This is a genomic window from Lentzea fradiae (genome assembly GCF_900100955.1).
In the GTDB taxonomy this organism is placed as follows: Bacteria; Actinomycetota; Actinomycetes; order Mycobacteriales; family Pseudonocardiaceae; genus Lentzea; species Lentzea fradiae.
Map to the genome: position 1 here is coordinate 197,210 of NZ_FNCC01000008.1, position 24,606 is coordinate 221,815.

The following is a 24,606-nucleotide window of genomic DNA, read 5'->3' on the forward strand; positions in this document are numbered from 1 at the left end:
CGAGCTCGTGGCGAATCGAGACTCGAAAGTGCTGGCGAAAAGATCGCTTCCGAAACATCATGGAATCACCGGGCGACGCGGCCCGGGGCGCCGGCTCGGGGTTGTCGACGTGTGGGGAGGCTCGTATGTCCGCCGTACCTTCGGACGAAAGCTTCGACGGAGCTGCCGCTTCATCCCTGCACCTGGTCAGAGGCAGAAGCGCTCCCGGCCTGTTCTGGTACCTCACCGAACCCACCCGCTGCGCGCTCGACGTCGGCGAGTTCGTCGCCACCAGGTCGATGCTGCGCGGCGCGCCCTCCGGTGACGGCCATCCGGTGCTGGTGTTCCCCGGTCTCGGTGCCGCCGACTCGTCGACGCTCATGCTGCGCCGGTTCCTGTCCGGGCTGGGCTACGAGGTCCACCGCTGGGGTCTCGGCACGAACATCGGCCCGACGCGCAAGGCCGTCGACGGCATGCACGCGCTGGTGAAGAAGGTCTCCGACGCGCACGGCGGGCCGGTGTCCATCGTGGGCTGGTCGCTCGGCGGGATCTTCGCGCGCGAGATGGCGCGCGACCACCCGCACCGGGTGCGTCAGGTGATCACGCTCGGGTCGCCGTACAACATGAGCGATCCCGTGCAGTCACGGGCGATGCCCGCGTTCGCGTTGCTGTCCCGCCTGCACATCCCGCGCGAGGAGTTCCCGCCGCCGGAGGAGATGAGGCCGCCGATCCCGGTGCCCGCCACGTCGATCTACTCCAAGACCGACGGCATCGTGTCGTGGGAGTCGTGCGTCGAGGAACCGGGGCCGCACCGCGAGAGCGTCCAGGTGTCGTCGTCGCACCTCGGCTACGGCTTCAACGCCTCCGTGCTGTGGGTGGTGGCCGACCGGCTGGCGCAGGCGGAGGGCACGTGGGCGCCCTTCACGGCGCCGCCCGGGATGGCCCGGTACTACCCGCGGGCCGCCTAGAAGGGCTTCGGGTCCGAGTAGATCACCAGGGTCTGGTCGGGCCGCTCGGCGGGGTGGAACGCGGTGTAGGCGTAGTCGACCGGCCCGGTTCCGGGGTGGCGCAACCGTTTCCGTCCCGCGAGGCGCTGTGCCCGCACCTCCTGCCGCGGCCACCAGTCGCGCACCTCCGGGCTGACCTCGTGCAGCTCGCCGACCAGCGCGGTGAACCGCTCGTCGCCCGGATGCCTGCCCGCCAGGGTGCGCAGCCGGGCGAGCAGGTGACGGGCCTCGGGTTCCCAGTCGACGACGACGCGCCGCGCCTCCTCGAAGGCGAACGTCCAGCGGGCGAGGTTCCACCCGGCGGCGTCGAGGTTCTCGAACAGGCGGGCCGCCGCGTCGTTGTGGCTGAGCACGTCGTAGGTCGCGCCGGCCACGTAGGCCGGGCTGTCGCCCAGCAGTCCCGGCACGGCGGCGATCTCGGGGCTCACCGCCTCCGCCTCGCGGGGCGGCGCCGGGGTGTGCCCGGCGAGCAGGAGCAGGTGGTCCTCCTCGGACGGGTCGAGCCCGAGCGCGGCGGCCAGCGCGCGCAGCACCTGGCCGGACGCCCGCACGTCGCGGCCCTGTTCGAGGTAGGTGTACCAGGTGGCGCTGATCCCGGCGAGGACGGCGAGCTCCTCGCGCCGCAGCCCCGGCGTGCGGCGGCGGGACGTGTGCGGCAACCCGGCCTCGGCGGGGGTGAGCCGCTCCCGGCGGCTGCGCAGGAACAGCCCCAGCTCACGGCGTCGGTCAGCGGACACGGGCACCTCCGGTACCAGAATAAGCTCGGTCTGGATACCAGGCTGAGGCCGGTCGAGGCTGGGTGCATGTCAGGAATCGACGGCAAGGTCGTGGCCATCACCGGGGCGAGCAGCGGGATCGGCGAGGAGATCGCGTTGCTGCTCGCGGAACGCGGCGCGCGGCTCGTGCTCGGCGCGCGCCGGGAGGACCGCCTCGCGGACCTGGTCACGAGGATCGGGAAGGCGGGCGGCACGGCCGTGCACGTCCGCACGGACGTGACCAGGGCGCAGGACCTGCGGGCGCTGGTGGCGCTGGCCCGCGACCGGTTCGGCGGGCTGGACGTGCTCGTCGGCAACGCCGGTCTGGGCATGGTGTCCCCGCTCGACGACCTGCGGGTCGACGAGTGGACCGCGATGGTCGACGTCAACGTGAAGGGCGTCCTGCACGGGATCGCCGCCGCGCTGCCGGTGTTCCGGGAACAGCGGTCCGGCCACTTCGTCACCACCGCGTCCACGGCGGCGTTCACCGTCGTGCCGGCCATGGCCGTCTACGCGGGCACCAAGGTCGCCGTCAGGGCGATCTGCGAGGGCCTGCGCCAGGAAGCCGGGCCCGAGGTGCGGGTGACCACCGTGTTCCCCGGTTTCGTGCACACCGGTTTCGCGGCGGCGTCGAGCAACGACGAGGTGCGCGCACGCCTCACGGCCATGCGCGACGAGATCGCCATCCCGCCGGACGCGATCGCCCGCGCCGTGGCGTTCGCGCTGGAGCAGCCGGACGGCGTGGACGTGAACGAGATCGTCGTGCGGCCGACGGCCCAGAGCTGACGGCCCAGAGCTGACGGCCCGGAGTTGACGGCAGGGGTCGGCGGGAGCGGGCGGGCCGGGAGAGCCGGGTCCGCCCGCTCCCGCGGGTGGTCAGGTCAGGCCGGTCGGGTCAGTCCTCGTCCACCTCGCTCTGGGTGGTCGCCCACGCGTGGGCGTCGCCGCCGTCGCCACCGTCACCGGTGCTGCCGCCCGCGGTGATGCTGTGGTTGCTCGCGTCGCCGGAGTCACCGGTGGAGGTGTCGCCGGAGTCACCGGAGGAGGTGCCGGTCAGGCAGGTGGAGTGCACGCACAGGACGTGGGCGTCGTTGCCGCCCGTGTCGCCGGAGTCGCCCGAGTCACCGGTGTCACCGCTGACGGCGAGGTTGCCGCTGAGCGCGTGGCCACCGTTGCCGGAAGCGCCACCGTTGCCGCCGATCGCGGTCGCGGTCGCGGTGGAGTCGTCGTTCGTCCAGCCGTGGTGGCCGTGACCGGTCTCGGTCTCGGAGTCCGTCGCCGCCGAGGCAGCGGCGTTGCCGCCGTCGCCACCGTCGCCGGTGTCGCCGCCCGCGGTGATGCTGTGGTTGCTCGCGTCGCCGGAGTCACCGGTGGTGGTGTCGCCGGAGTGGCCCGAGTTGGTGCCGGTCAGGCAGGTGGAGTGCACGCACAGGACGTGGGCGTCGTTGTCGCCCGTGTCGCCGGAGTCGCCCGAGTCACCGGTGTCGCCGGTGACGGCGGCGTTGTAGCTGGCGGCGTGGCCGCCGTTGCCCGAAGACCCGCCGTTGCCCGCGGTGGCGGACGCCGTGGCGTCGGAGTCGCTGGAGCCGGTCCAGCCGTGCGGGGTGTCCTTGCCCTTGTCCTCGTCCTCATCGGACTCGGTCTCGGTCTCGGCGGCCGTGGTGGCCGAAGCGGCGGCGTTGCCGCCGTCGCCACCGTCACCGGTGTCGCCGCCCGCGGTGATGCTGTGGTTGCTCGCGTCGCCGGAGTCACCGGTGGAGGTGTCGCCGGAGTCGCCCGAGTCCGTGCCGGTCAGGCACGTGGAGTGCACGCACAGGACCGTGGCGTCGTTGCCTCCGGTGTCACCGGAGTCGCCCGAGTCACCGGTGTCCCCGGTGACGGCGGTGTTCTGGCTGACGGCGTGACCGCCGTGCCCGGAGGAACCACCGTGACCTGCGACGGCGGAGGCGGCGGCGTGGTAGTCGGAGAGGTGGTGCCCGTACCCGTGGAGCCCGTGTCCGTGCCCGTGGTGCCCATGCCCGTGATGACCGTGTCCGTGGTGCCCGTGATGGTGCGGGGCGCCGATGACGGCGTTGGCGTTGGGACCGCCGGCCAGGACGAGGCCACTGGCCGCGACCACGGCCAAGAGGCCCGTTGTGACGTTCTTGCGCATGCTCTTCCCTTCACGCGAAGCGTCTACTGGGGTGCGGCCGTCCGGTTCGTCCACGTTCTGGAGCACTTCGTCGTCCAGGACGCAGGCCCCGCCTGCCGCCGCGCCGGTGTTCCGCGCAGAAAGTTCCTCCCCTCTCCCTGCGGAACAGTGGCTGCGCGGAGTCGAGTAGCCCCGCGATTGGGACCAAAACGCCGCGGAAGCGCGTCTAGCTGATCGGGCGACGACCGGTTACACCCGCGCCCAGGGCCTCTCCCACCTGTGCGGGGGAGAGGCCACCACGTAAGGGGACGCTTGATCGGATGACCGGTCACCACCCGCCGTCAGCGGAAGGCGTTGCGCGTGTAGGTCAGGCTGAAGTCGCCCTTGTTCGAGAAGTACCGGTCCACGAGCAGGGCCGGGTCGGTGGCCAGGTAGCCGCGGTAGATCGGGCCGTCGTCCTTGTCGTCCCAGCCCCACGGCGCGTGGGCGGCGTTGGCCTTGCCGTTGTCGCCGCGGAACGTGCCGAACGACGCGAAGGTCTCGGCGTTGCCGCGCCGGGCCCACAGTCCGTCCGGTTCGAGGACGTCCACCAGGCGATAGCCGACGTTCCGGTCGTTCCCGCTCGTCGGGACCCCGCCGGTCGCCGCGGGGCGGTAGACGACGCCGTCACCGCCGGGGAACTCCTTGCCGTCCCAGCGGTACAGGCCGTGGCCCTTGGCTTCCTGCCACGTGGCCGGACGTCCGTCGACCAGCAGCAACGTGCCGTCGACGGTCTCCGCGCCGGTGCGGTACGGCGACCCCGCGGGCACGTACGAGTAGAAGTCGCTGTGCGCCACGGTGACCGCGGCTTCGAGCGTGCCGAACCCGGTGTCGCGCCGGACGGCCAGCAGCACGCCCTCCAGGTCGTTCTCGTGCGTGCGCGTCCCGAACGGGTCGGGCTGGTCGTCCCAGTCGCGCGGGTGGTAGAAGGCGTAGATGATGAACCAGTGCGTGGCCGTCTCGGCCACCGAGTAGTAGGCGGCGCCGGTGAGCTTCGCGGTCTGCGGCTGGTTCTCCCAGTTGTCGCGGGTTTTCCAGTCGCCGTCGAAGTCCACAGTGGACAGGTAGTCGGCGTCGTGGTCGGACGAGTCGGTGTCCTGGTGGTGGACGGGCGCCCAGTGGAACGCGAGGTCGTGGTCGGAGACCGCGGCGTGAGCGGGAGCGGTCAGGGACGCCGTGAAGAGAGCGACGGCCAGCAGGGAGGCGCGAATCGTTTTCACGACGCCGCACGTCAGCTGTGGATGGTGACCGTCAGGCGGGGGTTGGAACGAAAGTCGGGTGACTCGTAGGCAACGCGGGCGAGCGTCATGGAGCCCGCCGCCGCCGTCAGCGTCGTCTCGATCTCGTCGCGTTCGTCCTCGGACAGGTACGGCCAGAACGAGCTGTGCCAGACGACCGTGGCGACGTCCTGCTCGGCGGGCGGCACCAGGTTCTCGCGCAGCCACCGCCCGGCGGGGGCGCGGTCGACCCGCAGCCCCACCTTCGCGGCGAGCTCGATGGCGTCGTCGAGGTCCCACCGCTGGGCGTCGTGCTCCGGCGGGATGAACGAGCGCAGGATCATCGCGTGCCGCGGGTCGGCGGGGTTACGCGGCTGCAGGTCGCAGCCGGCGCGGTGGACGATCTCCAGGTCCGGTGGCCGCGGCCCGGTCGCGGCCAGGCGCACGGGGGAGTCCTGGTCGCCCCACTCCCAGCCGAGCCCGAACCAGCGGTACCGGTCGACGATCAGGTTCAGCCCCGCGCACGCGCCCAGCTCGAGCAGGCGGACGCGCGGCGCGCCGATCATCGTCAGCCCGCGCAGGAGGTACCCGGCCATCTTCGGCTGGTGCTGCTGCACGGTCCGGTCCAGCGCCGCGAGGACCTCGCCGGGGTTGTCGATCATGGCGGTCCGCGCCGCGAGCCACGTGAGCAGCGCCGCCGACTCGGAGTCGCCCGCCATCGCGGCGGCGTGCGCGCTGGCGAACCGCCTGCTCAGCTCGGGCGCCCGGCCCGACAGCATCAGCAGCCGCACGCCCGCGAGCGCCTGGACGCCGAACAACGGGCTGTGCACGGCGGTGTGGGAGCAGAGCAGGTCTGCCACCTCCCCGCCGCGGTCCAGCTCGCCCGCCAGCTCGGAGACGATCCGCGCGGAGACCGGCGCGGTGGTGCGCAGCCGCACGGCGAACGTGCGAAGGGTCGAAGCGCCGATACTCGCCGCTGTCACGTGATCTCCCCCTGTAGGCAACGGCACCTTACAAGCAGGTGAACTCCGTGCCACACCTTCGAGCGAACCGTTCCTGCGGGAGCCGGTCGGTATCGTGCGGCCGTGAGTGAGTTCCTGGAGCTGTCCGCGGCCGGTCCGGTCGCCACGCTGACGATCAACCGCCCGGCCAAGCGCAACGCCATGAGCTACGACATGTGGTCGGCGCTGCCCGGCCTGATGGCGGAGGTCGACGCGGACGAGAGCGTCCGCGTGCTGGTCATCCGGGGTGGCGACCACTTCTCGGCCGGTGCCGACATCGCCGAGTTCTCGACGCTGCGCCGCGGTGCCGAGGGCGCCGCGCACTACGGCGAGGCCGTGCACGCCGGCGAACGCGCCATCGTCGGGCTGAGCAAGCCGACGATCGCCGCGATCTCCGGCTTCTGCGTCGGCGGTGGCTGCGAGATCGCGCTGGCCTGCGACATCAGGATCGCCGCCGCGGACGCGCGGTTCGGCATCACGCCCGCGAAGCTCGGCATCGTCTACAGCTTCACGTCCACCAAGCAGCTCGTGGCCGCGGTGGGCCCGGCGTGGGCGAAGCAGATCCTGTTCTCGGCCGACCTGATCGACGCGCCGACGGCGTTGCGCATCGGCCTGGTCAACGAGGTGGCGGACGCGCTCGACACGCGCGTGAAGGAGCTCTCCGAGCAGATCGCGGCACGGGCGCGGGTGTCGGTGCGCGGCGCGAAGAGCATCATCAACTCGATCGCGGACGGCGGCCACGAGGACGACGCCGTGCGCGCGTTGTACGCGGAGGCCGCCTCCAGCGCCGACTACGCCGAGGGCGTGACGGCGTTCCTGGAGAAGCGCCCACCCCGCTTCTGACCCCGGCGCCCTTTCATAAGACCGCACGCGGGGCCCCCACGTACTGTGTGACAGTACGAAAGCGCCCCGCGTGCGGAGAAAAGCGCGGCTAGAAGACCTCGGCGGCGATCGTGGTGTCCGCGCCGTGGCCCGTGTGCACCACGGTCTCGCCGGGCAATGTCAGCAGCTTCTCGCGGATCGACTGCTCGATCGTCGGCCGGTCCGAGAACGATCGCCCGGTCGCGCCCGGCCCGCCCTGGAACAGCGTGTCGCCGGTGAACACCGCACCCAGCGACGGCACGTAGAAGCACACCGCGCCGGGCGAGTGGCCCGGCGTGTGCAGGACGTGGATCTCCTCGCCCGCGACGGTGATCACCTGGCCGTCCTCCAGCGCCTGGTGCGGGATGACGCCCGTGTGCGTCAGGTTCCACACGACGTGGTCGGCCTGGTGCAGCGCCATCGGCGCGTTCGTCGCGTGCGCCAGATCGGGCGCCACGCGGACGTGGTCGTCGTGGGCGTGCGTCAGCAGGATCGCGACGACCTTGCGGCCACCGACGACCTTGAGGATCGCGTCCACGTCGTGCGGGGCGTCGATGACGACGCACTCGCTGTCGTCACCGATGACCCACACGTTGTTGTCGACGTCGAACGTCTCGCCGTCGAGCGAGAATGTGCCGGAGGTGACGGTGTGGTCGACGCGCAGTGCCATCAGAACACCACGACCGATCGCAGCACGTCGCCGTGGTGCATCTTCTCGAACGCACCCTCGACGCCGTCCAGCGCGATCTCCTCGGTGACGAACGCGTCGAGGTCGAAGCGGCCCTGCTGGTACAGATCGACGAGCATCGGGAAGTCGCGCGTGGGCAGGCAGTCGCCGTACCACGAGGACTTGAGCGAGCCGCCGCGCGAGAAGAAGTCGATCAGCGGCATCTCCAGCTTCATGTCCGGCGTCGGAACACCCACCAGGACCACGGTTCCGGCGAGGTCGCGGCCGTAGAACGCCTGCTTCCACGTCTCAGGACGGCCGACCGCGTCGATCACGACGTCCGCGCCGAACGAGTCCGTGAGGTCCTGGATCGCCGTGACGACGTCGTCGACCTCGCGGGCGTTGATCGTGTGGGTGGCGCCGAAACCCTTGGCCCACTCCAGCTTCCGCGGGTCCGTGTCGATCGCGATGATCTTCGCGGCACCGGCGATGCGGGCGCCCGCGATGGCGCCGTCACCGACACCGCCGCAGCCGATCACGGCCACCGAGTCGCCGCGCGTGACGCCGCCGGTGTTGATCGCCGCGCCGACACCGGCCATCACGCCGCAGCCCAGCAGACCGACGGCGGCGGCACGGGCCGACGGGTCGACCTTCGTGCACTGTCCTGAGTGGACGAGCGTCTTCTCGGCGAACGCGCCGATGCCCAGCGCGGGCGAGAGCTTCGTGCCGTCGGTCAGCGTCATCGGCTGCGAGGCGTTGAACGTCGAGAAGCAGTACCAGGGCTTGCCGCGCTTGCAGGCGCGGCACGTGCCGCACACCGCGCGCCAGTTCAGCACGACGAAGTCGCCGGGTTCGAGGTCGGTGACCCCTTCGCCCACGGACTCGACGACGCCCGCGGCCTCGTGTCCCAGCAGGAACGGGAAGTCGTCGTTGATGCCGCCCTCGCGGTAGTGCAGGTCGGTGTGGCAGACACCGCACGCCTGCACCTTCACGACGGCCTCCCCCGGTCCTGGATCGGGCACCAGCACCGAGGTCAGTTCGACGGGTTGACCTTTGCCCCGGGCCACGATGCCCTTGACCTCTTGCGCCACTGCGACTCCGTTCTCACTTGACCGACGTGCTCGCTGGACCAGTGTTTCACCTGATCAGCGTCGTACCTTCGAACTCACCGAGTTCTTCGAGGTAGAACTCGATCCCTACACCGTTGGGGTCGCGGATGTACAGGCTGTTCTCGACGCCCCGGTCGGGTCCGAGGTACTCGACCCCGCCCTCGTCGAGCTTGGTCCTGATCTCGTCGAACCGCTCGGCGGAGACCGACAGCGCGAGGTGCTGGACCGCGCCGATCGTCTCGGAGAACGGCGGGTGGTCGTGGCCGGGGAAGTCGAAGAACCCCAGCAGGTTCTTGCTGCCGATGTCGAAGAAGAAGTGGCTGGAGCCGCGGTAGTCGCGGTTCTCGACGAGCTCCACCAGCGGGAATCCGAGGAACTCCTGGTAGAACCGGATCGTCTCCTCGACGTCCTTGCAGATCAGCGCGATGTGGTGCACGCCTCGGGTGGGCGAGCCACCCCGGTCGGCGAGCGGCTTCACGTAGCGGTCGCGCAGTTCGTCGCGCTTGGCCCTGATGGCTTCGAGCTCGGCACCCTCTGGCTGTGGCATGGGAGCAGACTAGTTGAGGGTTCAAGCTCCCGCAGGCCCGAGAAAACCCGGCCACGGGGGGCCGGGTTCCTGGTCGTGCGCTGTCGGGCGGCTGTCGCCCTGCTGTCGGGAGGGTCAGTCCTCCTCGTCGCCGGGCCACTCGCCGGTGAGGCGCTGGAAGCCCTTGGCGCCGCCGCGGTCGATCGCGGCCTTGACCAGGCCGAAGATCGCGCCCTGCAGTGCCGCCGCCAGCAGCACCTCCCGCCACGTGCGGCCCCGCATCGTGGCGCTCGGAGCTTCCTTGTCGCCCGCGATGAGCTTCCAGATCTGTCCGAAGATCGCGCTCGCCAGGTAGCCACCCAGCGCGCCGACCAGCATGCCCAGCGGGCGGTACAGCAGCTTCATCGGTTCCTCCTGGTGATGGCCCAGAGCGCGAGGACGAGCGCGATCAGCGCCGCCGCGACCGCTCCTGGGTGCCGGCGCGCCTTCTCGACCTGCGCCGCCACGGGCTCGGGCAGCGAGTCGACGGCCTGGTTCGTCGCGGCGGTCATCCGCACGACCGTCTCGTGCGCCTGCTCCTTCACCCTGCCGGGCACGTCGACCTTGTGCGCCAGCGCCTCCACGGTCTCACCCAGCTCCCGCCGGGTGCGCTCGACGTCGCGCTGGAGCTGTTCCTTGTCCGGGTCGGTCATCGGTGCGCACTCTCCTTGATCGTCGCTATGTCCCGCTGCACGTTGTCCATCGCCTGCCGCGGCACCGGGGGAGCGGCCTGCTTGACCTGCCCCTTGCCGACGAGCGCGAACACGCCCGCGAACAGCAGAAGGGCGGCCGCGACGATCAGTGCGGCCGCCCACGGCGGAACTACGAGTGCCAGCAGCAGGATCAGGCCCGCGACGACGCTGAGCCCGCCCCACCACGCGAACACGCCGGCCACGCCGAACATCCCGGCGCCGACACCGGCGTGCTTGCCCTTGTCCTTCAGCTCGGCGACGGCGAGACGGATCTCGTCACGCGCGAGCCTGCTCACCTGCTCGGACAGCTGGTTCACCAGCTGTGCGGTCGACGTGTCGGTGTTCATGCACGTCGGCTACCCAGAGCGAGGTTCTGCCAATCAGCCCTGCTTGGCCTGCGCCTCGGCCACCTTCGCGCGGACCTCGTCCATGTCCACCTTGCGCGCCTGGTCGATCAGGTCGTCCAGGGCGTTACCGGGCAGCGCGCCCGGCTGGGAGAACAGCACGACGCCGTCGCGGACGATCATCAGCGTCGGGATCGACCGGATGCCGAACGTGGCCGCGAGCTCCTGCTGCGCCTCCGTGTCGACCTTGCCGAACGTGATGTCCTCGTTCTTGTCCGACGCCGCCTCGTACGTGGGCCCGAAGGCGCGGCACGGGCCGCACCACTCGGCCCAGAAGTCGACCAGGACGATGCCGGATCCGCCGACCACCTCGTCGAAGTTCTCCGTGGTCAGCTCGACCGTCGCCATGTGGGTCCTCCTCGTTTGCTGGGGGCACCCCGTCCAACGAACCGGGGTCCGCCGGAATTCCCCGCGTGCCGCCGGTCACCTCACGGCAGCGCAGCGTGTCTTCAACTTTTTGTGGACGTCTTCAACTTCACGTTGTACGGTCCCCGGTCATGATGCCGCGCCTGCTCGTGACCTCGTTGCTCGTGCTGGGGCTCGCCGCCTGCGGGTCCACGTCCGACACCGGTACGGAGAACTCCGCGCCCCCGTCCTCCGACCTGGGCTCCGTCCGCAAGGACGACGCGCTCGCCGCGCTGCTGCCGCCCGAGATCGCCTCGTCGGGCAAGCTCCGGGTCGGGTCGAACATCCAGAACCCGCCGAACAACTTCTACGACGCCGACGGCAAGACGCCGATCGGGTCGGAGGTCGACCTGATCAAGGCGGTCGCCGCGAAGCTCGGGCTCACCGCCGAGCACAGCGACATGGCGTTCAGCTCGCTGATCACGAGCCTGGAGACCGGCCGCGTCGACGTGACCATGGCCGCGATGAACGACACCGCCGAGCGCCAGCAGAAGATCGACTTCGTCGACTACTTCACCTCCGGCATCACGATCATGGTGCAGAAGGGCAACCCGCAGGGCGTCAAGTCCGTCGACGACCTGTGCGGCAAGGGCATCGCGGTCAACCTCGGCAGCTCGCAGGAGCAGTTCGCCAAGGAGCAGAGCGCGAAGTGCCAGGCGGCGGGCAAGCCGGAGGTGCAGCTCAGCGTCACCGACAGCGACACCGGCAACCAGAACCAGCTGCGCACCGGCCGCGTCGCGGCGATCCTGAACGACCTGCCGACCGCCGTGTACGTGTCGAAGACCGCGGGCGACGGCGAGTACTTCGAGGTCGTGCCTCTCGCGCCGATCAACGGCGGCCCGTACGGCATCGGCGTCAACAAGAAGAACGCGAAGCTGTCCGAGGCGATCAAGGGCGCGCTGCAGTCGCTGATCGACGACGGCACCTACGACAAGATCCTCACCACCTGGGACATCAAGCAGGGTGCGATCACGAAGGCCGCGATCAATGGCCAGTGACCTGCGCACCGCCGAGGAGGCCCCGTCCTCCGAGCTCGTCGTCGTGCCGCTGCGCCACCCCTGGCGGTGGGTCAGCGGCGCGGTGATCCTGCTGGTCATCGCCGGTCTCGGCTGGGCGATGTCCGGGGCGGCGATCCAGTGGGAGGACGTCCCGGGGTTCTTCACGCACCCGGTGATGCTCGAAGGTCTGCTCAACACCATCGTGCTCGCGGTCGCCGCGCAGGGCGGCGCGATCCTGCTCGGCGTCGTGATCGCGCTGATGAGGCTCTCCGCGAACCCGGTCGCGCGGTGGTTCGCGGTCGGCTACATCTGGCTGTTCCGCGGCCTGCCGGTGCTGCTGCAGATCCTGATCTGGTTCAACCTCGCGCTGGTGTTCCAGAACATCAGCATCCCGATGCTGTTCTCGGTGCCCACCAACGTGGTCATGACCGCGTTCGTCGCGGCGCTGCTCGGCCTGGGGCTCAACGAGAGCGCCTACATGGCCGAGATCGTCCGCGCGGGCCTGAGCAGCGTCGACTCCGGGCAGACCGAGGCGGCCAAGTCGATCGGCATGACGCCGTTCACGACGCTGCGCCGGGTCGTCCTGCCGCAGGCGATGCGCGTGATCATCCCGCCGACCGGCAACAACTTCATCAACATGATCAAGGGCACCTCGATGGCGTCGGTGATCGCCTTCCTGGAGCTCATCCACGCCGCGAACAACATCTCGTCGCGCAACCTGGAGATCATGGAGACCCTGTTCGCCGCCGCGGCCTGGTACCTCGTGATGGTGTCCCTCGCGTCGATCGGGCAGCACTACCTGGAGCGTGCGTATGGCCCTCGTTGAGGCGGTCGGAGTCCGCAAGTCGTTCGGCCACACCGAGGTTCTCAAGGGCATCGACCTGGAGGTCGAGCGCGGCGAGGTCGTGTGCCTGCTCGGCCCGTCGGGCGCGGGCAAGTCGACGTTCCTGCGCTGCGTGAACCACCTGGAGACGATCGACGCCGGCCGGATCTGGGTCGACGGCGTGCCGGTCGGGTTCCGGTCGGCGAACGGCAAGCTCTACGAGCTGCGCGAGCGGGAGGCCGCCCACCAGCGCCGCGACGTCGGCATGGTGTTCCAGCGGTTCAACCTCTTCCCGCACCGCACGGCGCTGGAGAACGTCATGGAGGGCCCCGTCCAGGTGCTTGGGCGTGACCGCGCGGAGGTGCGCGCGGAGGCGCTGGCGCTGCTGGAGAGGGTGGGGCTGGCCGAGAAGGCGTCCTCCTACCCGGCGCAGCTCTCCGGCGGCCAGCAGCAGCGCGTCGCCATCGCGCGGGCCCTCGCGATGAAACCGAAGCTGATGCTGTTCGACGAGCCCACGTCCGCGCTGGACCCGGAGCTGGTCGGCGAGGTGCTCGACGTCATGACGTCGCTCGCCCGCGAAGGCATGACGATGATCGTGGTCACCCACGAGATCGGCTTCGCCCGCTCGGTCGCCGACCGCGTGGTGTTCCTCGTCGACGGCGCGGTGGTGGAGACGGGCAGTCCGGCCGACGTGCTGGACAATCCGCGGCAGCCGCGCACACGACAGTTCCTCGCAAAGGTGCTCTGACTTGATCGACGCCTCGTACCTCTCCCAGTTCCGCGAACCGGAGGGGTATCTCGACTTCGCCCGCTTCGGCCCGCCGTCCCTGCCCGTGGTGACGGCGACCGCGCGCCTGATGGACCAGGCGTCGCTCGCCGGTCCCGCCACAGTGGACACGCTGATGCGCGAGGAGCAGCGGGTGAAGGCCGCCGTGGCACGGTTGTGCCGCACCGACACCGACCACGTGGCGCTCGTGCCGAACACGTCGACCGGCCTGTTCCAGGCGGCGTTCGGCCTGACCGGCACGGTCATGTACTCGGCGGCGGAGTTCCCGTCCAACACTTACCCGTGGGTGCGGGCGGGCCTGCCGTCCGTCCTGCTGGACGGTCCCGTGACGCCTTCGGCGGTTTCCTCACGTGTTTCCGAGGTGTCCGCGCTGTCGGTGTCCGCCGTGGACTTCCGCACCGGCCACCGCGCCGACCTCGCCGGGCTGCGTGAAGCCGTCGGCGACCGCCTGCTGATCGTCGACGGCATCCAGGGCTTCGGCGTCGTCGACGAACCGTGGGAGCTGGCCGACGTCCTGGTGGTCGGCGGCCAGAAGTGGCTGCGCGCCGGGTGGGGCACCGGTTTCGTGGTGCTGTCCGACCGTGCCCTGGACCGCCTGTCCCCGGTCCTGTCCGGCTGGACGGGCGCGGTCGACGCGGGCCTGTTCGACAACGAGGTCCACGACGCCGCCCCGGACGCCGCCGCGTGGAACATCACGAACCTCTCCCCGGTCGTGTCCGGCGCCTTCGCCGAAGCCCTGGAGCTGGTCGAGCTGGCCGGCGTTCCCGCACTGGACTCCGCGGTCGGCGCCCTGGTCGCGGAACTGGAGGACATCGTCCTGTCGTGCGGCGGCGAGATCGTCTCCGCCCGGGACCGCCGGGCGGGCATCCTCGCGTTCACCATGCCCCACGCGGCCCCGGTCGTGGGCGAGGCACTGAACGCCTTCGGCGTCACCGCCACGGTCCGCCCCGAGCACGTGCGCCTGTCCCCGCACGCCACCACGTCCCGCGGCACCCTGGAACGCGTCCGAGCCGCCCTCCGCTCGCTCTCCGGCACGGCCGCCTCCCCGGTCCCGGCCGCCCTGTCCGCACTGGTCCCGACCGTGGACTCGCTGGCATCGGCCCTGGGCCCGGACACCGAGGTGGTGGTGCACGACCTGTCCCGCCTGCCGAACTCGATCATCGCCATCGCGGGCACCCTGACCGGCAGGCAGGTGGGCGGCCCGATGACGGACCTGCTGCTGGGCCTGGTCCGCCGCGGCACCACCACCGACATGCCCGGCTACGAGACCTACGCCCCGGACGGCCGCGCCATCTGGTCGTCCACCACCTTCGTCCGCGACGCGTCCGGCGTCGCCATCGGCTGCCTGTGCGTCAACAAACTGGCCGCCCACGAGGCATCGGGCCCCGTCGAGTCGTTCCCGCAGGACGTGGACACGCTCCAGCGGGTCCTCGTCGAGAAGGCGGTCGCCGACGTGGGCGTGCCGGTCGAGCTGATGAAGAAGGTGCACAAGTCGCAGGTCGTGCGGGTGCTGGACGAGGCGGGGTTCTTCCTGATCCGCGACTCGGTCGACCACCTGGCGGGGGTGCTCGGGGTGACCCGCTACACGATCTACAACTACCTCAACGAGAGCCGGGGGACCGGTCAGACGACGGCGGCCTCGGAGAGGTAGCGGCGCAGCGTCGCGCGGGTGCGTTCCTCGTCCAGCGCGACCTTCCTCAGCTGGGTGAAGTGCTGACGGGCCTTGGCGATCGCGCCGGGGTCCTGCACGAACACCTTGGCGAACTCGCTCTCGCTGTAGGCGACCGGCTTGGCCTTCTCGTACTCCCAGAGCATGAAACCGGCCGAGACGGCGGCGACCTCCGCGGGCACGAGCCGGATCAGGTGCGCCTTGGTGAGCAGCCGCCGGTACTGGCCCTCCATCACCTCGCGGCTGCCCATCGGCTGCCGCAGCGCCAGTTCGTGGACGTAGAACACGCAGTCCGGCCTGTCGTGCCGGTTCAGGATCGTCTGCCGGTCGGTCCGGCACCGCACGAGCGCGGGAATGCGCTCCGGCGCGACCAGCCCGGTCACCTCGTACACGCCCTCCGCGTACTCCGCCGTCTGGAACAGGCCTGGCACCAGGAGCGGGTCGTAGCTGATGATCGTTCTGGCCGTGGACTCCGCCATCGCCACCGTGCGCAGGTTGCCGGACAGCTGCACGATGTACTCGTCGAACGCGTATCGATAGCGGTGCTTGAAGTCCTCGTACGCGTCGATGTCCTTGTCGCAGGCCGTGAAGTACTGCACCAGGTCGACCTCGCTGGCGCGTGCCTTGCCGTGCTCGATGGTCGACACCTTGCTGGGGTCCCAGCCGAGCTTCCTGGCGAGCTCGTGGCCGTTCAGGCCGGTGCACTTCTCACGCATGCGCCGCAGCTCATCGCCCAGGTCCCTGCTGTACGCGGTGGATGGAGTCATGCGCCGAAGCTATGGCTTGAAGCCGCTCCAATCCGCTCCCGCTCCGCTACTCGTTCGGGTGAAAACAACCCCGGACGGACATCGCATCCCGGTCGAATCCGACAGCTTTCTCGTAACTTACGTCTTCCCTTCCCTGTCATCTCATGTTTACCGTTCGTGGTGTGAGAGCGCTCTCAAAGGTGAGATGGCTGGCCGGCCTGGCCGCCACAGCGATTGCCCTGTCGTCATTCGCGTCGTCCTCCGTCGCCTCCGCGGCCGATGACTACACGCAGAGCGTGACGGCGCTGGACGCCACTCAGGCGAGAATCAACTTCACGCCGACGACCCCTGCCCTGTACGTCGACGTGCACTACTTGGTCAACGGTGCGAACCAGCAGAACTTCCGCATGACCAACAGTTCCGGCACCTGGCAGAAGACCGTCGGGTCGCTGTCGTCCGGTACGCGGCTCGAATACTGGTTCACCTACGAGAAGAGCGGGCCGCAGTACGACTCCCCGCACTTCACCTACACCCACGGCAGCGCGCCCTCCCAGGTCGCGACGCCGACGTTCAGCCCGCCGGGCGGTGCCTACACGTCCGGGCAGACCGTGACGATCTCCACCGCCACCAGCGGTGCGACGATCCGGTACACAGTGGACGGTTCGACGCCGACCGGCAGTTCGCCCGTGTACAGCGGGCCGATCTCCGTGCCGAGCAGCCGGACGGTCAACGCCATCGCGATCAAGTCGGGGCTGACGAACTCGGCCGTCGGCAGCGCGACCTACACGATCGGCACGCAGCAGGGCTGTGTCCAGTCGGACACCCCGAACTTCGGGCCGAACACGCGGATCTTCGATCCGAGCATGTCCTCGCAGTCGATCCAGACGCAGCTCGACATCGACTTCAACAACCAGAAGGACACGCTCACCGCGCAGATGGCGCCGCGGCGGGTCGCGCACCTGTTCAAGCCGGGTACGTACAACGTCCACGACGACGTCGGCTACTACACGTCCGTCGCGGGTCTCGGGCGCAACCCCGGTGACGTCGTGATCAACGGTGACATCACCGTCGACGCGTTCAACGAGTCGGACAAGGGTGTGGCGCTGCAGAACTTCTGGCGCTCCGCCGAGAACATGGCCGTCAACCCGAGCAACGGCACCAACCGGTGGGCCGTCTCGCAGGCCGCTCCGTTCCGGCGCATGGACATCCGCGGCAACCTGGCGCTCTACCCGGCCTCCTACGGGTTTGCGTCCGGTGGCTACACGGCCGACACGCGTGTTTCCGGCCTGACGGCGTCGGTCTCGCAGCAGCAGTGGTACACGCGTGACTCGAACTACGGCAGCTGGGAGGGTGGCGTCTGGAACATGACGTTCTCCGGAACGCCCGGCGCTCCGGCGACCACGTTCCCGAACCCGCCGTCGACCAACCTGGCGACGACGCCGATCTCGCGTGACGTGCCGTACCTCTACTTCGAGGACAACAAGTACCGCGTGTTCGTGCCTTCGACGCGCACCAACGCGTCCGGCGCTTCGTGGGTCAACGGTGGCACGCCCGGCACGTCGCTGCCGATGAGCCAGTTCTACGTCGTGAAGTCCGGCGACACCGCCGCGACCATCAACGCGGCGCTGGCCCAGGGCTGCAACCTGTTCTTCACGCCCGGCATCTACAACGTCAACCAGACGATCAACGTCACGCGGCCCAACACCGTCGTGCTGGGCATCGGCTACGCGACGATCGTGCCGCAGAACGGCGTCACCGCCATGCAGGTGGCCGACGTCGACGGCGTGCGGGTCAAGGGCATCCTGTTCGACGCGGGCACGACGCTGTCCCCGTCGCTGATGACCGTCGGCCCGGCCGGCTCGTCGGCCTCGCACGCCTCCAACCCGATCTCGCTGCACGACGTGTTCTTCCGCGTCGGCGGCGCGGTCGCGGGCAAGGCGACGAACAGCCTGGTGATCAACAGCCACAACACGATCATCGACCACACCTGGATCTGGCGCGCCGACCACGGCAACGCCGGCACCTGGGGCTGGAACGAGGCGATCGGTGACACCGGCCTGGTCGTGAACGGCAACGACGTGCTGGCCACCGGCCTGTTCGTCGAGCACTACCAGAAGACGCAGGTGATCTGGAACGGCGAACGCGGCCGGACGATCTTCTTCCAGAACGAGATGCCCTACGACGTCCCGAACCAGGCGACCTGGAACAGGCCGTCCGGGCAGGCCGGGTACGCCGCCTACAAGGTCGGCGACAACGTCCAGAACCACGAGGCGTGGGGGCTCGGCAGCTACTGCTTCTTCGACGTCAACCCGTCGGTGCGCTCGGAGAACGCGTTCGAGGTGCCGAACAGGTCCGGCGTGCGGCTGCACAACCTGCTGACCGTCTCGCTCAACTACCGGGGAACGATCACCCACGTCGTCAACAACGTGGGCGCGGTGACGCCGCCGGGCACGGTCCCGGTGAACGTCGTCAACTACCCGTAGCGACAACCGGAACCACGGCCCGTCACCTCGGTGGCGGGCCGTGTTCCGTTCCGGGCACGAGGGCTCACCTGGTCGTTCGGGTCCTGATTTCCGGTCGTGGGTCCGGGCGTTGCATGATGCGTGCCATGACGATCGAGCGGGGCCCCGAGTTCGCCGAGTTCTGGTCGGAGCGGCACCTGTGCACGCTGTCCACCGCGCGTCCGGACGGGACCGTGCACGTCGTGCCGGTCGGCGTCACGCTCGACCGGGAGGCAGGGATCGCGCGGGTGATCACCGACGGCGGGTCGTGGAAGGTCAAGCACGTCCGCAAGGCCGGGTACGCCGCGGTGTGCCAGGTGGACGGTGGGCGGTGGTCCACGTTGGAGGGTCCCGCGGTGGTCAAGGACGACCCGGCGGCCGTCGAGGAGGCGGTGCGGCGGTACGCGGAGCGGTACCGGCAGCCGCGGGTGAACCCGACGCGCGTCGTGATCGAGATCCAGGTGAAGCGTGTCACCGGAACGCTCTGACGTCGTGGTCGTCGGCATCGGCGCCGACGGCTGGGAAGGCTTGTCCCCGGCGGCTCAGGAAGCCGTGCGGGGCGCGAAGGTGCTGATGGGGTCGCGGCGGCAGCTCGGCCTGGTGCCGGGGGAGTTCGAGCGGGTGGCCTGGCCGTCGCCGCTGGTGCCCGCGTTGCCGGAGCTGTTCGCGAGGTACCGGGACGTGTGCGTGCTCGCGTCCGGCGACCCGATGTTCCACGGCATCGGCACGACGCTGGTCCGCCTGCTCGGCTCGCGCGTGCGGGTGGTGCCGCACCCGTCGTCGGTGTCGCTCGCGGCGGCGCGGCTCGGGTGGGCGTTGAACGAGGTCGAGGTCGTGTCGCTGGTCGGGCGGTCGCCGGACCTGCTGCGGGCGGCGCTGGCCCCCGGTCGGCGCGTGCTGGTGCTGGGCGGGGACCCGCAGGCCGTCGCGGCCATCGCCGGGCGGGTGACGGTGCTGGAGCAGCTCGGCGGGCCCGGCGAGCGGGTGTACGAGTGGGCGGGACAGACCGCGGACCCGTTGTGCGTCCTCGCGGTGGAGTACGCGGGTGAGGCGTACTCGCGCGTGCCGGGGCTGCCGGACGACGCCTACGAGACCGATGGCCAGCTGACGAAGCGTGAGGTGCGGGCGATTTCCCTGTCGAGACTGGCGCCCCTGCCGGGGCAGCTGTTGTGGGACGTGGGGGCCGGGACCGGGTCCATCGCGATCGAGTGGGCGCGGACGCACCCCACCTGCCGCGCGGTGGCCGTCGAGCAGTCGGCCGAGCGCGCGGACCGGATCGGGCGCAACGCCGCCTCGCTCGGGGTGCCCGGTGTCGAGGTCGTCGTCGGACGGGCGCCGGAGGCGCTGGCGCCGCTGGAGAAACCCGACGCGATCTTCGTCGGCGGCGGGCTGACGGTGCCCGGTGTGGTGCAGACGTGCTGGGACGCGCTGCCGTCCGGCGGGCGGCTCGTGGTGAACGCCGTGACGCTCGAATCGGAGGCCGTGGTGGCGCAGTGGTACGCCAGGATCGGTGGTGACCTGGTGCGGATCGCGGTGAACCGCGGGTCCTCGGTCGGCAGGTTCACCGGGTGGCGGCCGCACATGCCCGTGACGACGTGGAGCGTGACCAAGTGACGGTGCACTTCATCGGGGCGGGGCCCGGAGCGGCCGACCTGATCACCGTGCGGGGGCGGTCGTTGGTCGAGTCGTCGCCCGTCTGCCTCTACGCGGGCGCGCTGGTGCCCGTGGAGCTGCTGGACTTCTGCCCGCAGGGCGCGCGCAAGGTCGACACGGCCGAGCTGACGCTGGACGAGATCGTCGCCGAGCTGGCGGCGGCGTCCGAGCAGGGCCTCGACGTGGCGCGGCTGCACTCCGGCGACCCGGCGGTGTTCAGCGCGATGGCCGAGCAGATGCGCCGGCTGGACGCGCTGGGCATCGACTACGACGTCACGCCGGGCGTGCCCGCGTTCGCCGCCGCCGCGGCGTCGTTGCAGCGCGAGCTGACGGTGCCGGGCGTCGGGCAGACCGTCATCCTCACGCGGACGTCGCAGCGCGCCACGCCGATGCCGCCGGGCGAGGACCTCGACACGCTGGGCCGCAGCCACGCCACGCTCGTCCTGCACCTCGCCGTGCAGCGGATCTCCGAGGTGGTGGAAGAACTGGTGCCGAACTACGGCGCGGACTGCCCGGTCGCCGTGGTCGCGTACGCCTCGCGGCCGGACGAGGTCGTGCTGCGCGGGACCCTGGACGACATCGCGGACCAGGTGAAAGCCGCCGGGATCAAGCGCACGGCGGTGATCATCGTGGGGCAGACCCTCGGCGCGACCCAGTTCCCCGACAGCCACCTGTACTCGGCCACGCGCGTCCGATGATCCTCATCCTCGGCGGGACGGGGGAGGCGCGCGAGCTCGCGTCCCGCGTCCCGGCGGTCTCCTCGCTCGCCGGGCGGGTGAGCGCGCCGCGGCTGCCTGCCGGAGAGGTCCGGATCGGCGGGTTCGGCGGGGTGGACGGGCTCGCGCGGTGGTTGCGGGACAACGACGTCCACGCCGTCGTCGACGCCACCCACCCGTTCGCGCGGCGGATCACGGCGAACGCCTTCGAAGCCTGCGGGCGCGTCGGGGTGCCGTTGCTGGTGCTGCGCAGGCCCGGGTTCACGCCGCGGCCCGGCTGGCACTGGGTGGACAGCGTCGCCCAAGCGGCACAAGAGCTTCCGGGCGAGCGCGTGTTCCTCACGACCGGGCGGCAGGACCTCGCCAAGTTCGCCGGGTGCCCGCAGTGGTTCCTCGCGCGGATGGTCGAACCCCCGGAACCGCCGATGCCGCACCGGATCGAGGTGCTGCTGTCGCGCGGACCGTTCACTGTGGACGGTGAGCTGGAGCTGATGCGCGCGCACCGGATCGACGTCCTGGTCACCAAGGACAGCGGCGGCGCCATGACGTCGGCCAAGCTCGAAGCCGCTCGACAGCTGGGGATTCCGGTCGTGGTCGTGCGCCGGCCACCGCTCCCACCGGTGGAAGTGGTGGCCGACGTGGACGCCGCGGTCAGGTGGCTGGGTACCGCCGGGGCGTGAAGACGACGCCGTGCGGCGTCACGACCGTCTGCGAGGAGCCGATGATCAGCAGGCAGCGCATGTCGATCGTGGCCGGGTCGAGGTCGCCGAGCGTGAGGACGCGGATCTCCTCCTCCGGACCGCCAACGTCCCGTCCGACGACGACGGGCGTCTCCGGTTTCCGGTGCCGCAGCAGGAGATCGCGCATGTCGGCGACCTGGTGCGTGCGGACCTTCGACGCCGGGTTGTAGATCGTGATCACCAGGTCGGCCTGGGCGGTGGCCTCCAGCCGGGCGGCGATGACGTCCCACGGCTTGAGCCGGTCGCTCAGCGAGATCACCGCGTAGTCGTGGCCGAGCGGCGCACCCGCCTTGGCCGCCACGGCGTTCGCGGCCGTGACACCGGGGACGACCCGCACGGGCACGTCCGGGTGCTGCGCGGCGACCTCCAGCACGGCCGTGGCCATCGCGAAGATGCCGGGATCACCCGACGACACGACCGCGACCCGTGACCCGCGGCGCGCGAGGTCGAGGGCGAACGCGGCGCGCTCCGACTCGACCTGGTTGTGGGAGGAATGCCGCTTCTGGCCAGGGCGTTCGGGCACGCGGTTCAGGTAGGTGGAGTAGCCCACCAGCTCGTCGGCGGCCTCCAGCTCCTGGCGGGCCTCCGGCGTCAGCCAGTCCCGCGAGCCGGGGCCGAGGCCGACGACCACGACCTCCCCGCGCGGCTTCGCGGGCTTCGACCGGCTGGGCAGCAGCGCGAGCGAGAAGTACGGGACGCCGTCCGGGTCGACCTCGGCGAGCGGTGACGTCCGCTGGCGGCCGGTGGTGGCGCGTTCGACGTACCAGGCGCCGTCGAGGCGGCCGGACTCCTCCAGCGCCCGCCGGACGTTGCCGAACGTGCGGCCCAGCTTGAGGATCGCGGCCGAGTCGGTGTCGGCCAGACGGCTCGCCAGCTCGGCGGGCGGCAGCGTGCCGGGCAGGACCGTGAGCACCTCGTCGCGTTCCACGAGCGGGGTGCCCAGCACGGCGGACGCGCCGCTGACGGACGTCACGCCGGGGACCACCTCCCACTCGTACCGGTCGGCGAGGCGTTTGTGCATGTGCATGTACGAGCCGTAGAAGAACGGGTCGCCCGCGGCGAGCACGACCACGTTCCTGCCCGCGTCGAGGTGGGCGGCGAGCCGGGCGGCGGCCTGCTCGTAGAAGGCGTCGATCTCGCCCTGGTAGTCGTCGGTGTCCTCGGTGGTGACCGGGTAGACGAGCTGTTCGAGGACCTGGCCCTCGCGGAAGTACGGCGCCGCGATCGTCTTCGCCACCGACTTGCCGTGGCGGGCGCTGTGGAACGCGACGACGTCGGCCTCGCCGATGAGCCGCGCGGCCTTCACCGTCACGAGTTCCGGGTCACCTGGACCCAGGCCGACACCGTAGAGCTTTCCCGTCATTCTTCCTCGCTCGCGATCGCGTTGATGGCCGCCGCCGTCATGGCGCTGCCGCCCCGCCTTCCGTGCACCACCAGGTGCTCCAGGTCCGTCGCGGCCAGAGCTTCCTTGGACTCCGCCGCGCCGATGAACCCGACCGGGATGCCCAGCACGGCGGCGGGCCGCGGCGCCCCGGCGGCGATCAGGTCGAGCAGGTGGAACAACGCGGTGGGGGCGTTGCCGACCGCGATCACGGCTCCCGCGAACCGGTCCGCGAGCAGTTCGAGCGCGGCGGCGCTGCGGGTGTTGCCGATCCGCTCGGCCCTGGTCGGGGTGCGCGGGTCCTGGAGGTAGCACAGGACCTCGTTGTCCCTCGGCAGCCGCCGCCGGGTCACGCCGGACGCGACCATGGTGGCGTCGCACAGGATCGGCGCACCGGCGCGCAGGGCCGCGCGGGCGTCGCGGACGACGTTCGGCGAGAAGCCGACATCGGCGGTCAGATCGGTCATCCCGCACGCGTGGATCATGCGGACGACGACCTTCGCGACGTCGTCGGGGAACCCGGTGAGGTCCGACTCCGCGCGGATGGTGGCGAAGGACCGGCGGTAGATCTCCGCGCCGTCCTTGACGTAGTCGGTCACCTGTTGTGCTCCGTCACCCTGATCTCCTCGTAGCCGTCGCCGGTCGCGACGAACTCGATCACATCTCCGGCCGGGCGACCACATCGGCGCGCGCAGCCCGACCAGTGCACCGGCCGGTCGTGCGGGGTGCCGAGCCACGTGCTCGCGTCCGCCCGCACGTCCGACAGCGACTTCGCGCAGCCGGGGCGCCCGGTGCACGCGCTGACCCCGTGCCACGCCGACGCCGGGTCCGTGACCAGGCCGGACGTGTCCGTTCCCGGGGGCACCACCAGGCTGCGCCACGGTGTCAGCCGCACCGGCACGCCGGGCAGCAGGCGGGCGTCGAGGCGGCCCAGCGGAACGCCCGGTGTCAGCGGGGAAGGTGGGACGGGAGTCACAGCCGGGGTGACGCGCGGCGCGTCCGTCACGCCGAGGTGCTCGGTGATCTTCCGCACACCACCGTCCACTTCGGACAACCGCCAGGCGGTGCCGCGCAGCGACTGGAACAGCCGGGCCGCGGTGACGACGGCGTCGACGGGGTCGGTGACCCGGACGCCTGTATCGGTTCCGGCGAGCAGGAGGGCGTCGCCGACCAGGCCGAGGTCGCCGCCGAGCCCGCTCACCGAAGCCCCCACCGTCACGAGGAAACGGCCTGGCAGCGCGGCCAGCGACGGGTCCGCGCACAGGGCCGCGTCGAGCGCGTCGACCAGGTCCTGGTTGTCCTCCAGCGGTGCCGCGACGATGTTGCGGACGCGTTCGTGCGTCTCGGACGGCAGCAGTCCCGCCGCACGCAGCCGCGCACCCAGCTCCACCCCGTCCGCGAGGCCCCTGATCTGCAGGTTCGCCCGCGAGGTCAGCTCGATCTCGCCGCTGCCCAGCTCCAGCGCGGCGGCCCGCACGACATCCCACCGGGCGGCGGTGAGGGTGCCGCCGGGCACCCGGATGCGCGCCAGCCCGCCATCGGCCGCCTGGTGCAGCTCGACGGCGCCGGGACAGGAATCGGGACGTGCGCGCATGGCTCGGACTGTAGCTCGCCCGCTAGGGTGAGCCGAACGACGAAGCGCAGGAGGAAGCCGGTGCGAATCCGGCACGGTCCCGCCACTGTGACCAGCGAACCCGCTGGGAGTCAGGAACTCCGCTTCGCCGCGACCCGCAACCTGGGGCGAGGACCCCACGAGGGAT

Annotated in this window: 27 protein-coding genes and 1 riboswitch; of the genes, 12 read left to right on the forward strand and 15 right to left on the reverse strand. The window is 70.8% G+C overall.

What is annotated here, in order from left to right; translation table 11 throughout:
• Positions 1–125: 125 nt before the first annotated feature.
• The gene (locus BLT23_RS20425) at positions 126–947 is read left to right on the forward strand and encodes an esterase/lipase family protein (protein WP_143035985.1); all 822 of its coding nucleotides are present in this window, start codon (positions 126–128) and stop codon (positions 945–947) included.
• Here the strand turns inward: BLT23_RS20425 and BLT23_RS20430 are convergent.
• On the reverse strand, positions 944–1,723 hold the full coding sequence (locus BLT23_RS20430) for a helix-turn-helix transcriptional regulator (RefSeq protein ID WP_218133804.1): 780 nt from the start codon (positions 1,721–1,723) through the stop codon (positions 944–946). The genes BLT23_RS20425 and BLT23_RS20430 overlap by 4 nt on opposite strands.
• 66 nt (positions 1,724–1,789) lie before the next feature.
• On the opposite strand from BLT23_RS20430, the gene BLT23_RS20435 reads away from it, so the two are divergent.
• On the forward strand, positions 1,790–2,527 hold the full coding sequence (locus tag BLT23_RS20435; protein WP_090051402.1) for an SDR family oxidoreductase: 738 nt from the start codon (positions 1,790–1,792) through the stop codon (positions 2,525–2,527).
• 109 nt (positions 2,528–2,636) lie between these two features.
• Here the strand turns inward: BLT23_RS20435 and BLT23_RS20440 are convergent, their stop codons facing one another.
• The 3 genes from BLT23_RS20440 to BLT23_RS20450 form a co-directional block, all read right to left on the reverse strand.
• Positions 2,637–3,893: a hypothetical protein gene (locus tag BLT23_RS20440; RefSeq protein WP_090051403.1), complete on the reverse strand. Its 1,257-nt coding sequence runs from the start codon at positions 3,891–3,893 to the stop codon at positions 2,637–2,639.
• Positions 3,894–4,213: 320 nt separating this feature from the next.
• Positions 4,214–5,131, reverse strand: coding sequence for a hypothetical protein (locus BLT23_RS20445; protein WP_176946837.1), 918 nt, complete (start codon positions 5,129–5,131; stop codon positions 4,214–4,216).
• An 11-nt stretch (positions 5,132–5,142) separates the two neighbouring features.
• Positions 5,143–6,111: a DUF2332 family protein gene (locus BLT23_RS20450; RefSeq protein ID WP_176946838.1), complete on the reverse strand. Its 969-nt coding sequence runs from the start codon at positions 6,109–6,111 to the stop codon at positions 5,143–5,145.
• Between the two features lie 102 nt (positions 6,112–6,213).
• Here BLT23_RS20450 and BLT23_RS20455 point away from each other — a divergent pair, with 102 nt between their 5' ends.
• Positions 6,214–6,972 carry an enoyl-CoA hydratase/isomerase family protein gene (locus BLT23_RS20455; protein WP_090051404.1) on the forward strand — a complete coding sequence of 253 codons (759 nt, stop codon included), beginning with the start codon at positions 6,214–6,216 and terminating at the stop codon, positions 6,970–6,972.
• A gap of 88 nt (positions 6,973–7,060) precedes the next feature.
• Here the strand turns inward: BLT23_RS20455 and BLT23_RS20460 are convergent, their stop codons facing one another.
• From BLT23_RS20460 to trxA, 7 genes are all read right to left on the reverse strand, one after another.
• Complete coding sequence (locus tag BLT23_RS20460; RefSeq protein WP_090051405.1) at positions 7,061–7,660, reverse strand: MBL fold metallo-hydrolase; 600 nt, start codon at positions 7,658–7,660, stop codon at positions 7,061–7,063.
• The gene (locus BLT23_RS20465; RefSeq protein ID WP_090051406.1) at positions 7,660–8,748 is read right to left on the reverse strand and encodes an S-(hydroxymethyl)mycothiol dehydrogenase; all 1,089 of its coding nucleotides are present in this window, start codon (positions 8,746–8,748) and stop codon (positions 7,660–7,662) included. The genes BLT23_RS20460 and BLT23_RS20465 overlap by 1 nt, the downstream gene beginning before the upstream one ends.
• 46 nt (positions 8,749–8,794) lie before the next feature.
• Positions 8,795–9,313, reverse strand: a complete 519-nt coding sequence (locus BLT23_RS20470; RefSeq protein WP_090051407.1) for a VOC family protein — start codon at positions 9,311–9,313, stop codon at positions 8,795–8,797.
• A gap of 114 nt (positions 9,314–9,427) precedes the next feature.
• Complete coding sequence (locus BLT23_RS20475) at positions 9,428–9,697, reverse strand: DUF4235 domain-containing protein (protein ID WP_090051408.1); 270 nt, start codon at positions 9,695–9,697, stop codon at positions 9,428–9,430.
• Positions 9,694–9,984: a DUF3618 domain-containing protein gene (locus tag BLT23_RS20480; RefSeq protein ID WP_090051409.1), complete on the reverse strand. Its 291-nt coding sequence runs from the start codon at positions 9,982–9,984 to the stop codon at positions 9,694–9,696. The genes BLT23_RS20475 and BLT23_RS20480 overlap by 4 nt, the downstream gene beginning before the upstream one ends.
• Positions 9,981–10,370 carry a phage holin family protein gene (locus BLT23_RS20485; protein WP_090051410.1) on the reverse strand — a complete coding sequence of 130 codons (390 nt, stop codon included), beginning with the start codon at positions 10,368–10,370 and terminating at the stop codon, positions 9,981–9,983. The genes BLT23_RS20480 and BLT23_RS20485 overlap by 4 nt, the downstream gene beginning before the upstream one ends.
• Before the next feature lie 33 nt (positions 10,371–10,403).
• On the reverse strand, positions 10,404–10,775 hold the full coding sequence (trxA, locus tag BLT23_RS20490; protein ID WP_090051411.1) for a thioredoxin: 372 nt from the start codon (positions 10,773–10,775) through the stop codon (positions 10,404–10,406).
• Positions 10,776–10,924: 149 nt separating this feature from the next.
• Between trxA and BLT23_RS20495 the strand changes: the two genes are divergently transcribed.
• From BLT23_RS20495 to BLT23_RS20510, 4 genes are read left to right on the forward strand one after another with little or no spacing between them, the layout of a single operon-like run.
• Complete coding sequence (locus BLT23_RS20495) at positions 10,925–11,830, forward strand: ABC transporter substrate-binding protein (RefSeq protein WP_090051412.1); 906 nt, start codon at positions 10,925–10,927, stop codon at positions 11,828–11,830.
• Positions 11,820–12,656, forward strand: coding sequence for an amino acid ABC transporter permease (locus tag BLT23_RS20500; RefSeq protein WP_090051413.1), 837 nt, complete (start codon positions 11,820–11,822; stop codon positions 12,654–12,656). The genes BLT23_RS20495 and BLT23_RS20500 overlap by 11 nt, the downstream gene beginning before the upstream one ends.
• On the forward strand, positions 12,643–13,401 hold the full coding sequence (locus BLT23_RS20505) for an amino acid ABC transporter ATP-binding protein (RefSeq protein WP_176946839.1): 759 nt from the start codon (positions 12,643–12,645) through the stop codon (positions 13,399–13,401). The genes BLT23_RS20500 and BLT23_RS20505 overlap by 14 nt, the downstream gene beginning before the upstream one ends.
• A 1-nt stretch (position 13,402) precedes the next feature.
• On the forward strand, positions 13,403–15,091 hold the full coding sequence (locus BLT23_RS20510) for an aminotransferase class V-fold PLP-dependent enzyme (RefSeq protein ID WP_090051415.1): 1,689 nt from the start codon (positions 13,403–13,405) through the stop codon (positions 15,089–15,091).
• On the opposite strand, the gene BLT23_RS20515 is transcribed toward BLT23_RS20510, so the two are convergent.
• Complete coding sequence (locus BLT23_RS20515; RefSeq protein ID WP_090051416.1) at positions 15,064–15,876, reverse strand: helix-turn-helix domain-containing protein; 813 nt, start codon at positions 15,874–15,876, stop codon at positions 15,064–15,066. The two genes, BLT23_RS20510 and BLT23_RS20515, sit on opposite strands and share 28 nt — an antisense overlap.
• Before the next feature lie 143 nt (positions 15,877–16,019).
• Between BLT23_RS20515 and BLT23_RS20520 the strand changes: the two genes are divergently transcribed.
• The 5 genes from BLT23_RS20520 to BLT23_RS20540 all read left to right on the forward strand — a co-directional run bounded on the left by BLT23_RS20520 (position 16,020) and on the right by BLT23_RS20540 (position 21,405).
• The gene (locus tag BLT23_RS20520) at positions 16,020–18,338 is read left to right on the forward strand and encodes a chitobiase/beta-hexosaminidase C-terminal domain-containing protein (protein WP_090051417.1); all 2,319 of its coding nucleotides are present in this window, start codon (positions 16,020–16,022) and stop codon (positions 18,336–18,338) included.
• 116 nt (positions 18,339–18,454) lie between these two features.
• Complete coding sequence (locus tag BLT23_RS20525; protein WP_090051638.1) at positions 18,455–18,844, forward strand: PPOX class F420-dependent oxidoreductase; 390 nt, start codon at positions 18,455–18,457, stop codon at positions 18,842–18,844.
• Complete coding sequence (gene cbiE, locus BLT23_RS20530; RefSeq protein WP_090051418.1) at positions 18,825–19,970, forward strand: precorrin-6y C5,15-methyltransferase (decarboxylating) subunit CbiE; 1,146 nt, start codon at positions 18,825–18,827, stop codon at positions 19,968–19,970. The genes BLT23_RS20525 and cbiE overlap by 20 nt, the downstream gene beginning before the upstream one ends.
• Entirely contained in the window at positions 19,967–20,707 is a 741-nt protein-coding gene (cobM, locus tag BLT23_RS20535) for a precorrin-4 C(11)-methyltransferase (protein WP_090051419.1), read from the forward strand. Before cbiE ends, cobM begins: the two co-directional genes overlap by 4 nt.
• Positions 20,704–21,405: a cobalt-precorrin-6A reductase gene (locus tag BLT23_RS20540; RefSeq protein ID WP_176946840.1), complete on the forward strand. Its 702-nt coding sequence runs from the start codon at positions 20,704–20,706 to the stop codon at positions 21,403–21,405. The genes cobM and BLT23_RS20540 overlap by 4 nt, the downstream gene beginning before the upstream one ends.
• Here BLT23_RS20540 and BLT23_RS20545 read toward each other — a convergent pair.
• Genes BLT23_RS20545 through BLT23_RS20555 form a run of 3 tightly spaced genes read right to left on the reverse strand, consistent with a single transcriptional unit; the run spans position 21,377 to position 24,440 of the window.
• The gene (locus BLT23_RS20545; RefSeq protein ID WP_090051420.1) at positions 21,377–22,828 is read right to left on the reverse strand and encodes a precorrin-2 C(20)-methyltransferase; all 1,452 of its coding nucleotides are present in this window, start codon (positions 22,826–22,828) and stop codon (positions 21,377–21,379) included. The genes BLT23_RS20540 and BLT23_RS20545 overlap by 29 nt on opposite strands.
• The gene (locus tag BLT23_RS20550; protein ID WP_090051421.1) at positions 22,825–23,445 is read right to left on the reverse strand and encodes a precorrin-8X methylmutase; all 621 of its coding nucleotides are present in this window, start codon (positions 23,443–23,445) and stop codon (positions 22,825–22,827) included. Before BLT23_RS20550 ends, BLT23_RS20545 begins: the two co-directional genes overlap by 4 nt.
• Positions 23,442–24,440, reverse strand: a complete 999-nt coding sequence (locus BLT23_RS20555) for a hypothetical protein (RefSeq protein WP_090051422.1) — start codon at positions 24,438–24,440, stop codon at positions 23,442–23,444. The genes BLT23_RS20550 and BLT23_RS20555 overlap by 4 nt, the downstream gene beginning before the upstream one ends.
• A gap of 37 nt (positions 24,441–24,477) precedes the next feature.
• Positions 24,478–24,570, forward strand: a riboswitch (adenosylcobalamin (AdoCbl) riboswitch).
• Positions 24,571–24,606: the final 36 nt, after the last annotated feature.

Excerpts from the sequence above, each read along its gene's own strand:
- BLT23_RS20545 (WP_090051420.1), bottom strand. The coding sequence starts at position 22,828 with ATGACGGGAAAGCTCTACGGTGTCGGCCTGGGTCCAGGTGACCCGGAA.
- BLT23_RS20500 (WP_090051413.1), top strand. The coding sequence starts at position 11,820 with ATGGCCAGTGACCTGCGCACCGCCGAGGAGGCCCCGTCCTCCGAGCTC.
- BLT23_RS20555 (WP_090051422.1), bottom strand. The coding sequence starts at position 24,440 with ATGCGCGCACGTCCCGATTCCTGTCCCGGCGCCGTCGAGCTGCACCAG.
- BLT23_RS20440 (WP_090051403.1), bottom strand. The coding sequence starts at position 3,893 with ATGCGCAAGAACGTCACAACGGGCCTCTTGGCCGTGGTCGCGGCCAGT.
- BLT23_RS20460 (WP_090051405.1), bottom strand. The coding sequence starts at position 7,660 with ATGGCACTGCGCGTCGACCACACCGTCACCTCCGGCACATTCTCGCTC.
- BLT23_RS20515 (WP_090051416.1), bottom strand. The coding sequence starts at position 15,876 with ATGACTCCATCCACCGCGTACAGCAGGGACCTGGGCGATGAGCTGCGG.
- BLT23_RS20470 (WP_090051407.1), bottom strand. The coding sequence starts at position 9,313 with ATGCCACAGCCAGAGGGTGCCGAGCTCGAAGCCATCAGGGCCAAGCGC.
- BLT23_RS20540 (WP_176946840.1), top strand. The coding sequence starts at position 20,704 with ATGATCCTCATCCTCGGCGGGACGGGGGAGGCGCGCGAGCTCGCGTCC.
- BLT23_RS20495 (WP_090051412.1), top strand. The coding sequence starts at position 10,925 with ATGATGCCGCGCCTGCTCGTGACCTCGTTGCTCGTGCTGGGGCTCGCC.
- trxA (WP_090051411.1), bottom strand. The coding sequence starts at position 10,775 with ATGGCGACGGTCGAGCTGACCACGGAGAACTTCGACGAGGTGGTCGGC.
- BLT23_RS20485 (WP_090051410.1), bottom strand. The coding sequence starts at position 10,370 with ATGAACACCGACACGTCGACCGCACAGCTGGTGAACCAGCTGTCCGAG.
- BLT23_RS20475 (WP_090051408.1), bottom strand. The coding sequence starts at position 9,697 with ATGAAGCTGCTGTACCGCCCGCTGGGCATGCTGGTCGGCGCGCTGGGT.
- BLT23_RS20480 (WP_090051409.1), bottom strand. The coding sequence starts at position 9,984 with ATGACCGACCCGGACAAGGAACAGCTCCAGCGCGACGTCGAGCGCACC.
- BLT23_RS20425 (WP_143035985.1), top strand. The coding sequence starts at position 126 with ATGTCCGCCGTACCTTCGGACGAAAGCTTCGACGGAGCTGCCGCTTCA.
- BLT23_RS20520 (WP_090051417.1), top strand. The coding sequence starts at position 16,020 with ATGTTTACCGTTCGTGGTGTGAGAGCGCTCTCAAAGGTGAGATGGCTG.
- BLT23_RS20505 (WP_176946839.1), top strand. The coding sequence starts at position 12,643 with ATGGCCCTCGTTGAGGCGGTCGGAGTCCGCAAGTCGTTCGGCCACACC.
- BLT23_RS20525 (WP_090051638.1), top strand. The coding sequence starts at position 18,455 with ATGCGTGCCATGACGATCGAGCGGGGCCCCGAGTTCGCCGAGTTCTGG.
- BLT23_RS20435 (WP_090051402.1), top strand. The coding sequence starts at position 1,790 with ATGTCAGGAATCGACGGCAAGGTCGTGGCCATCACCGGGGCGAGCAGC.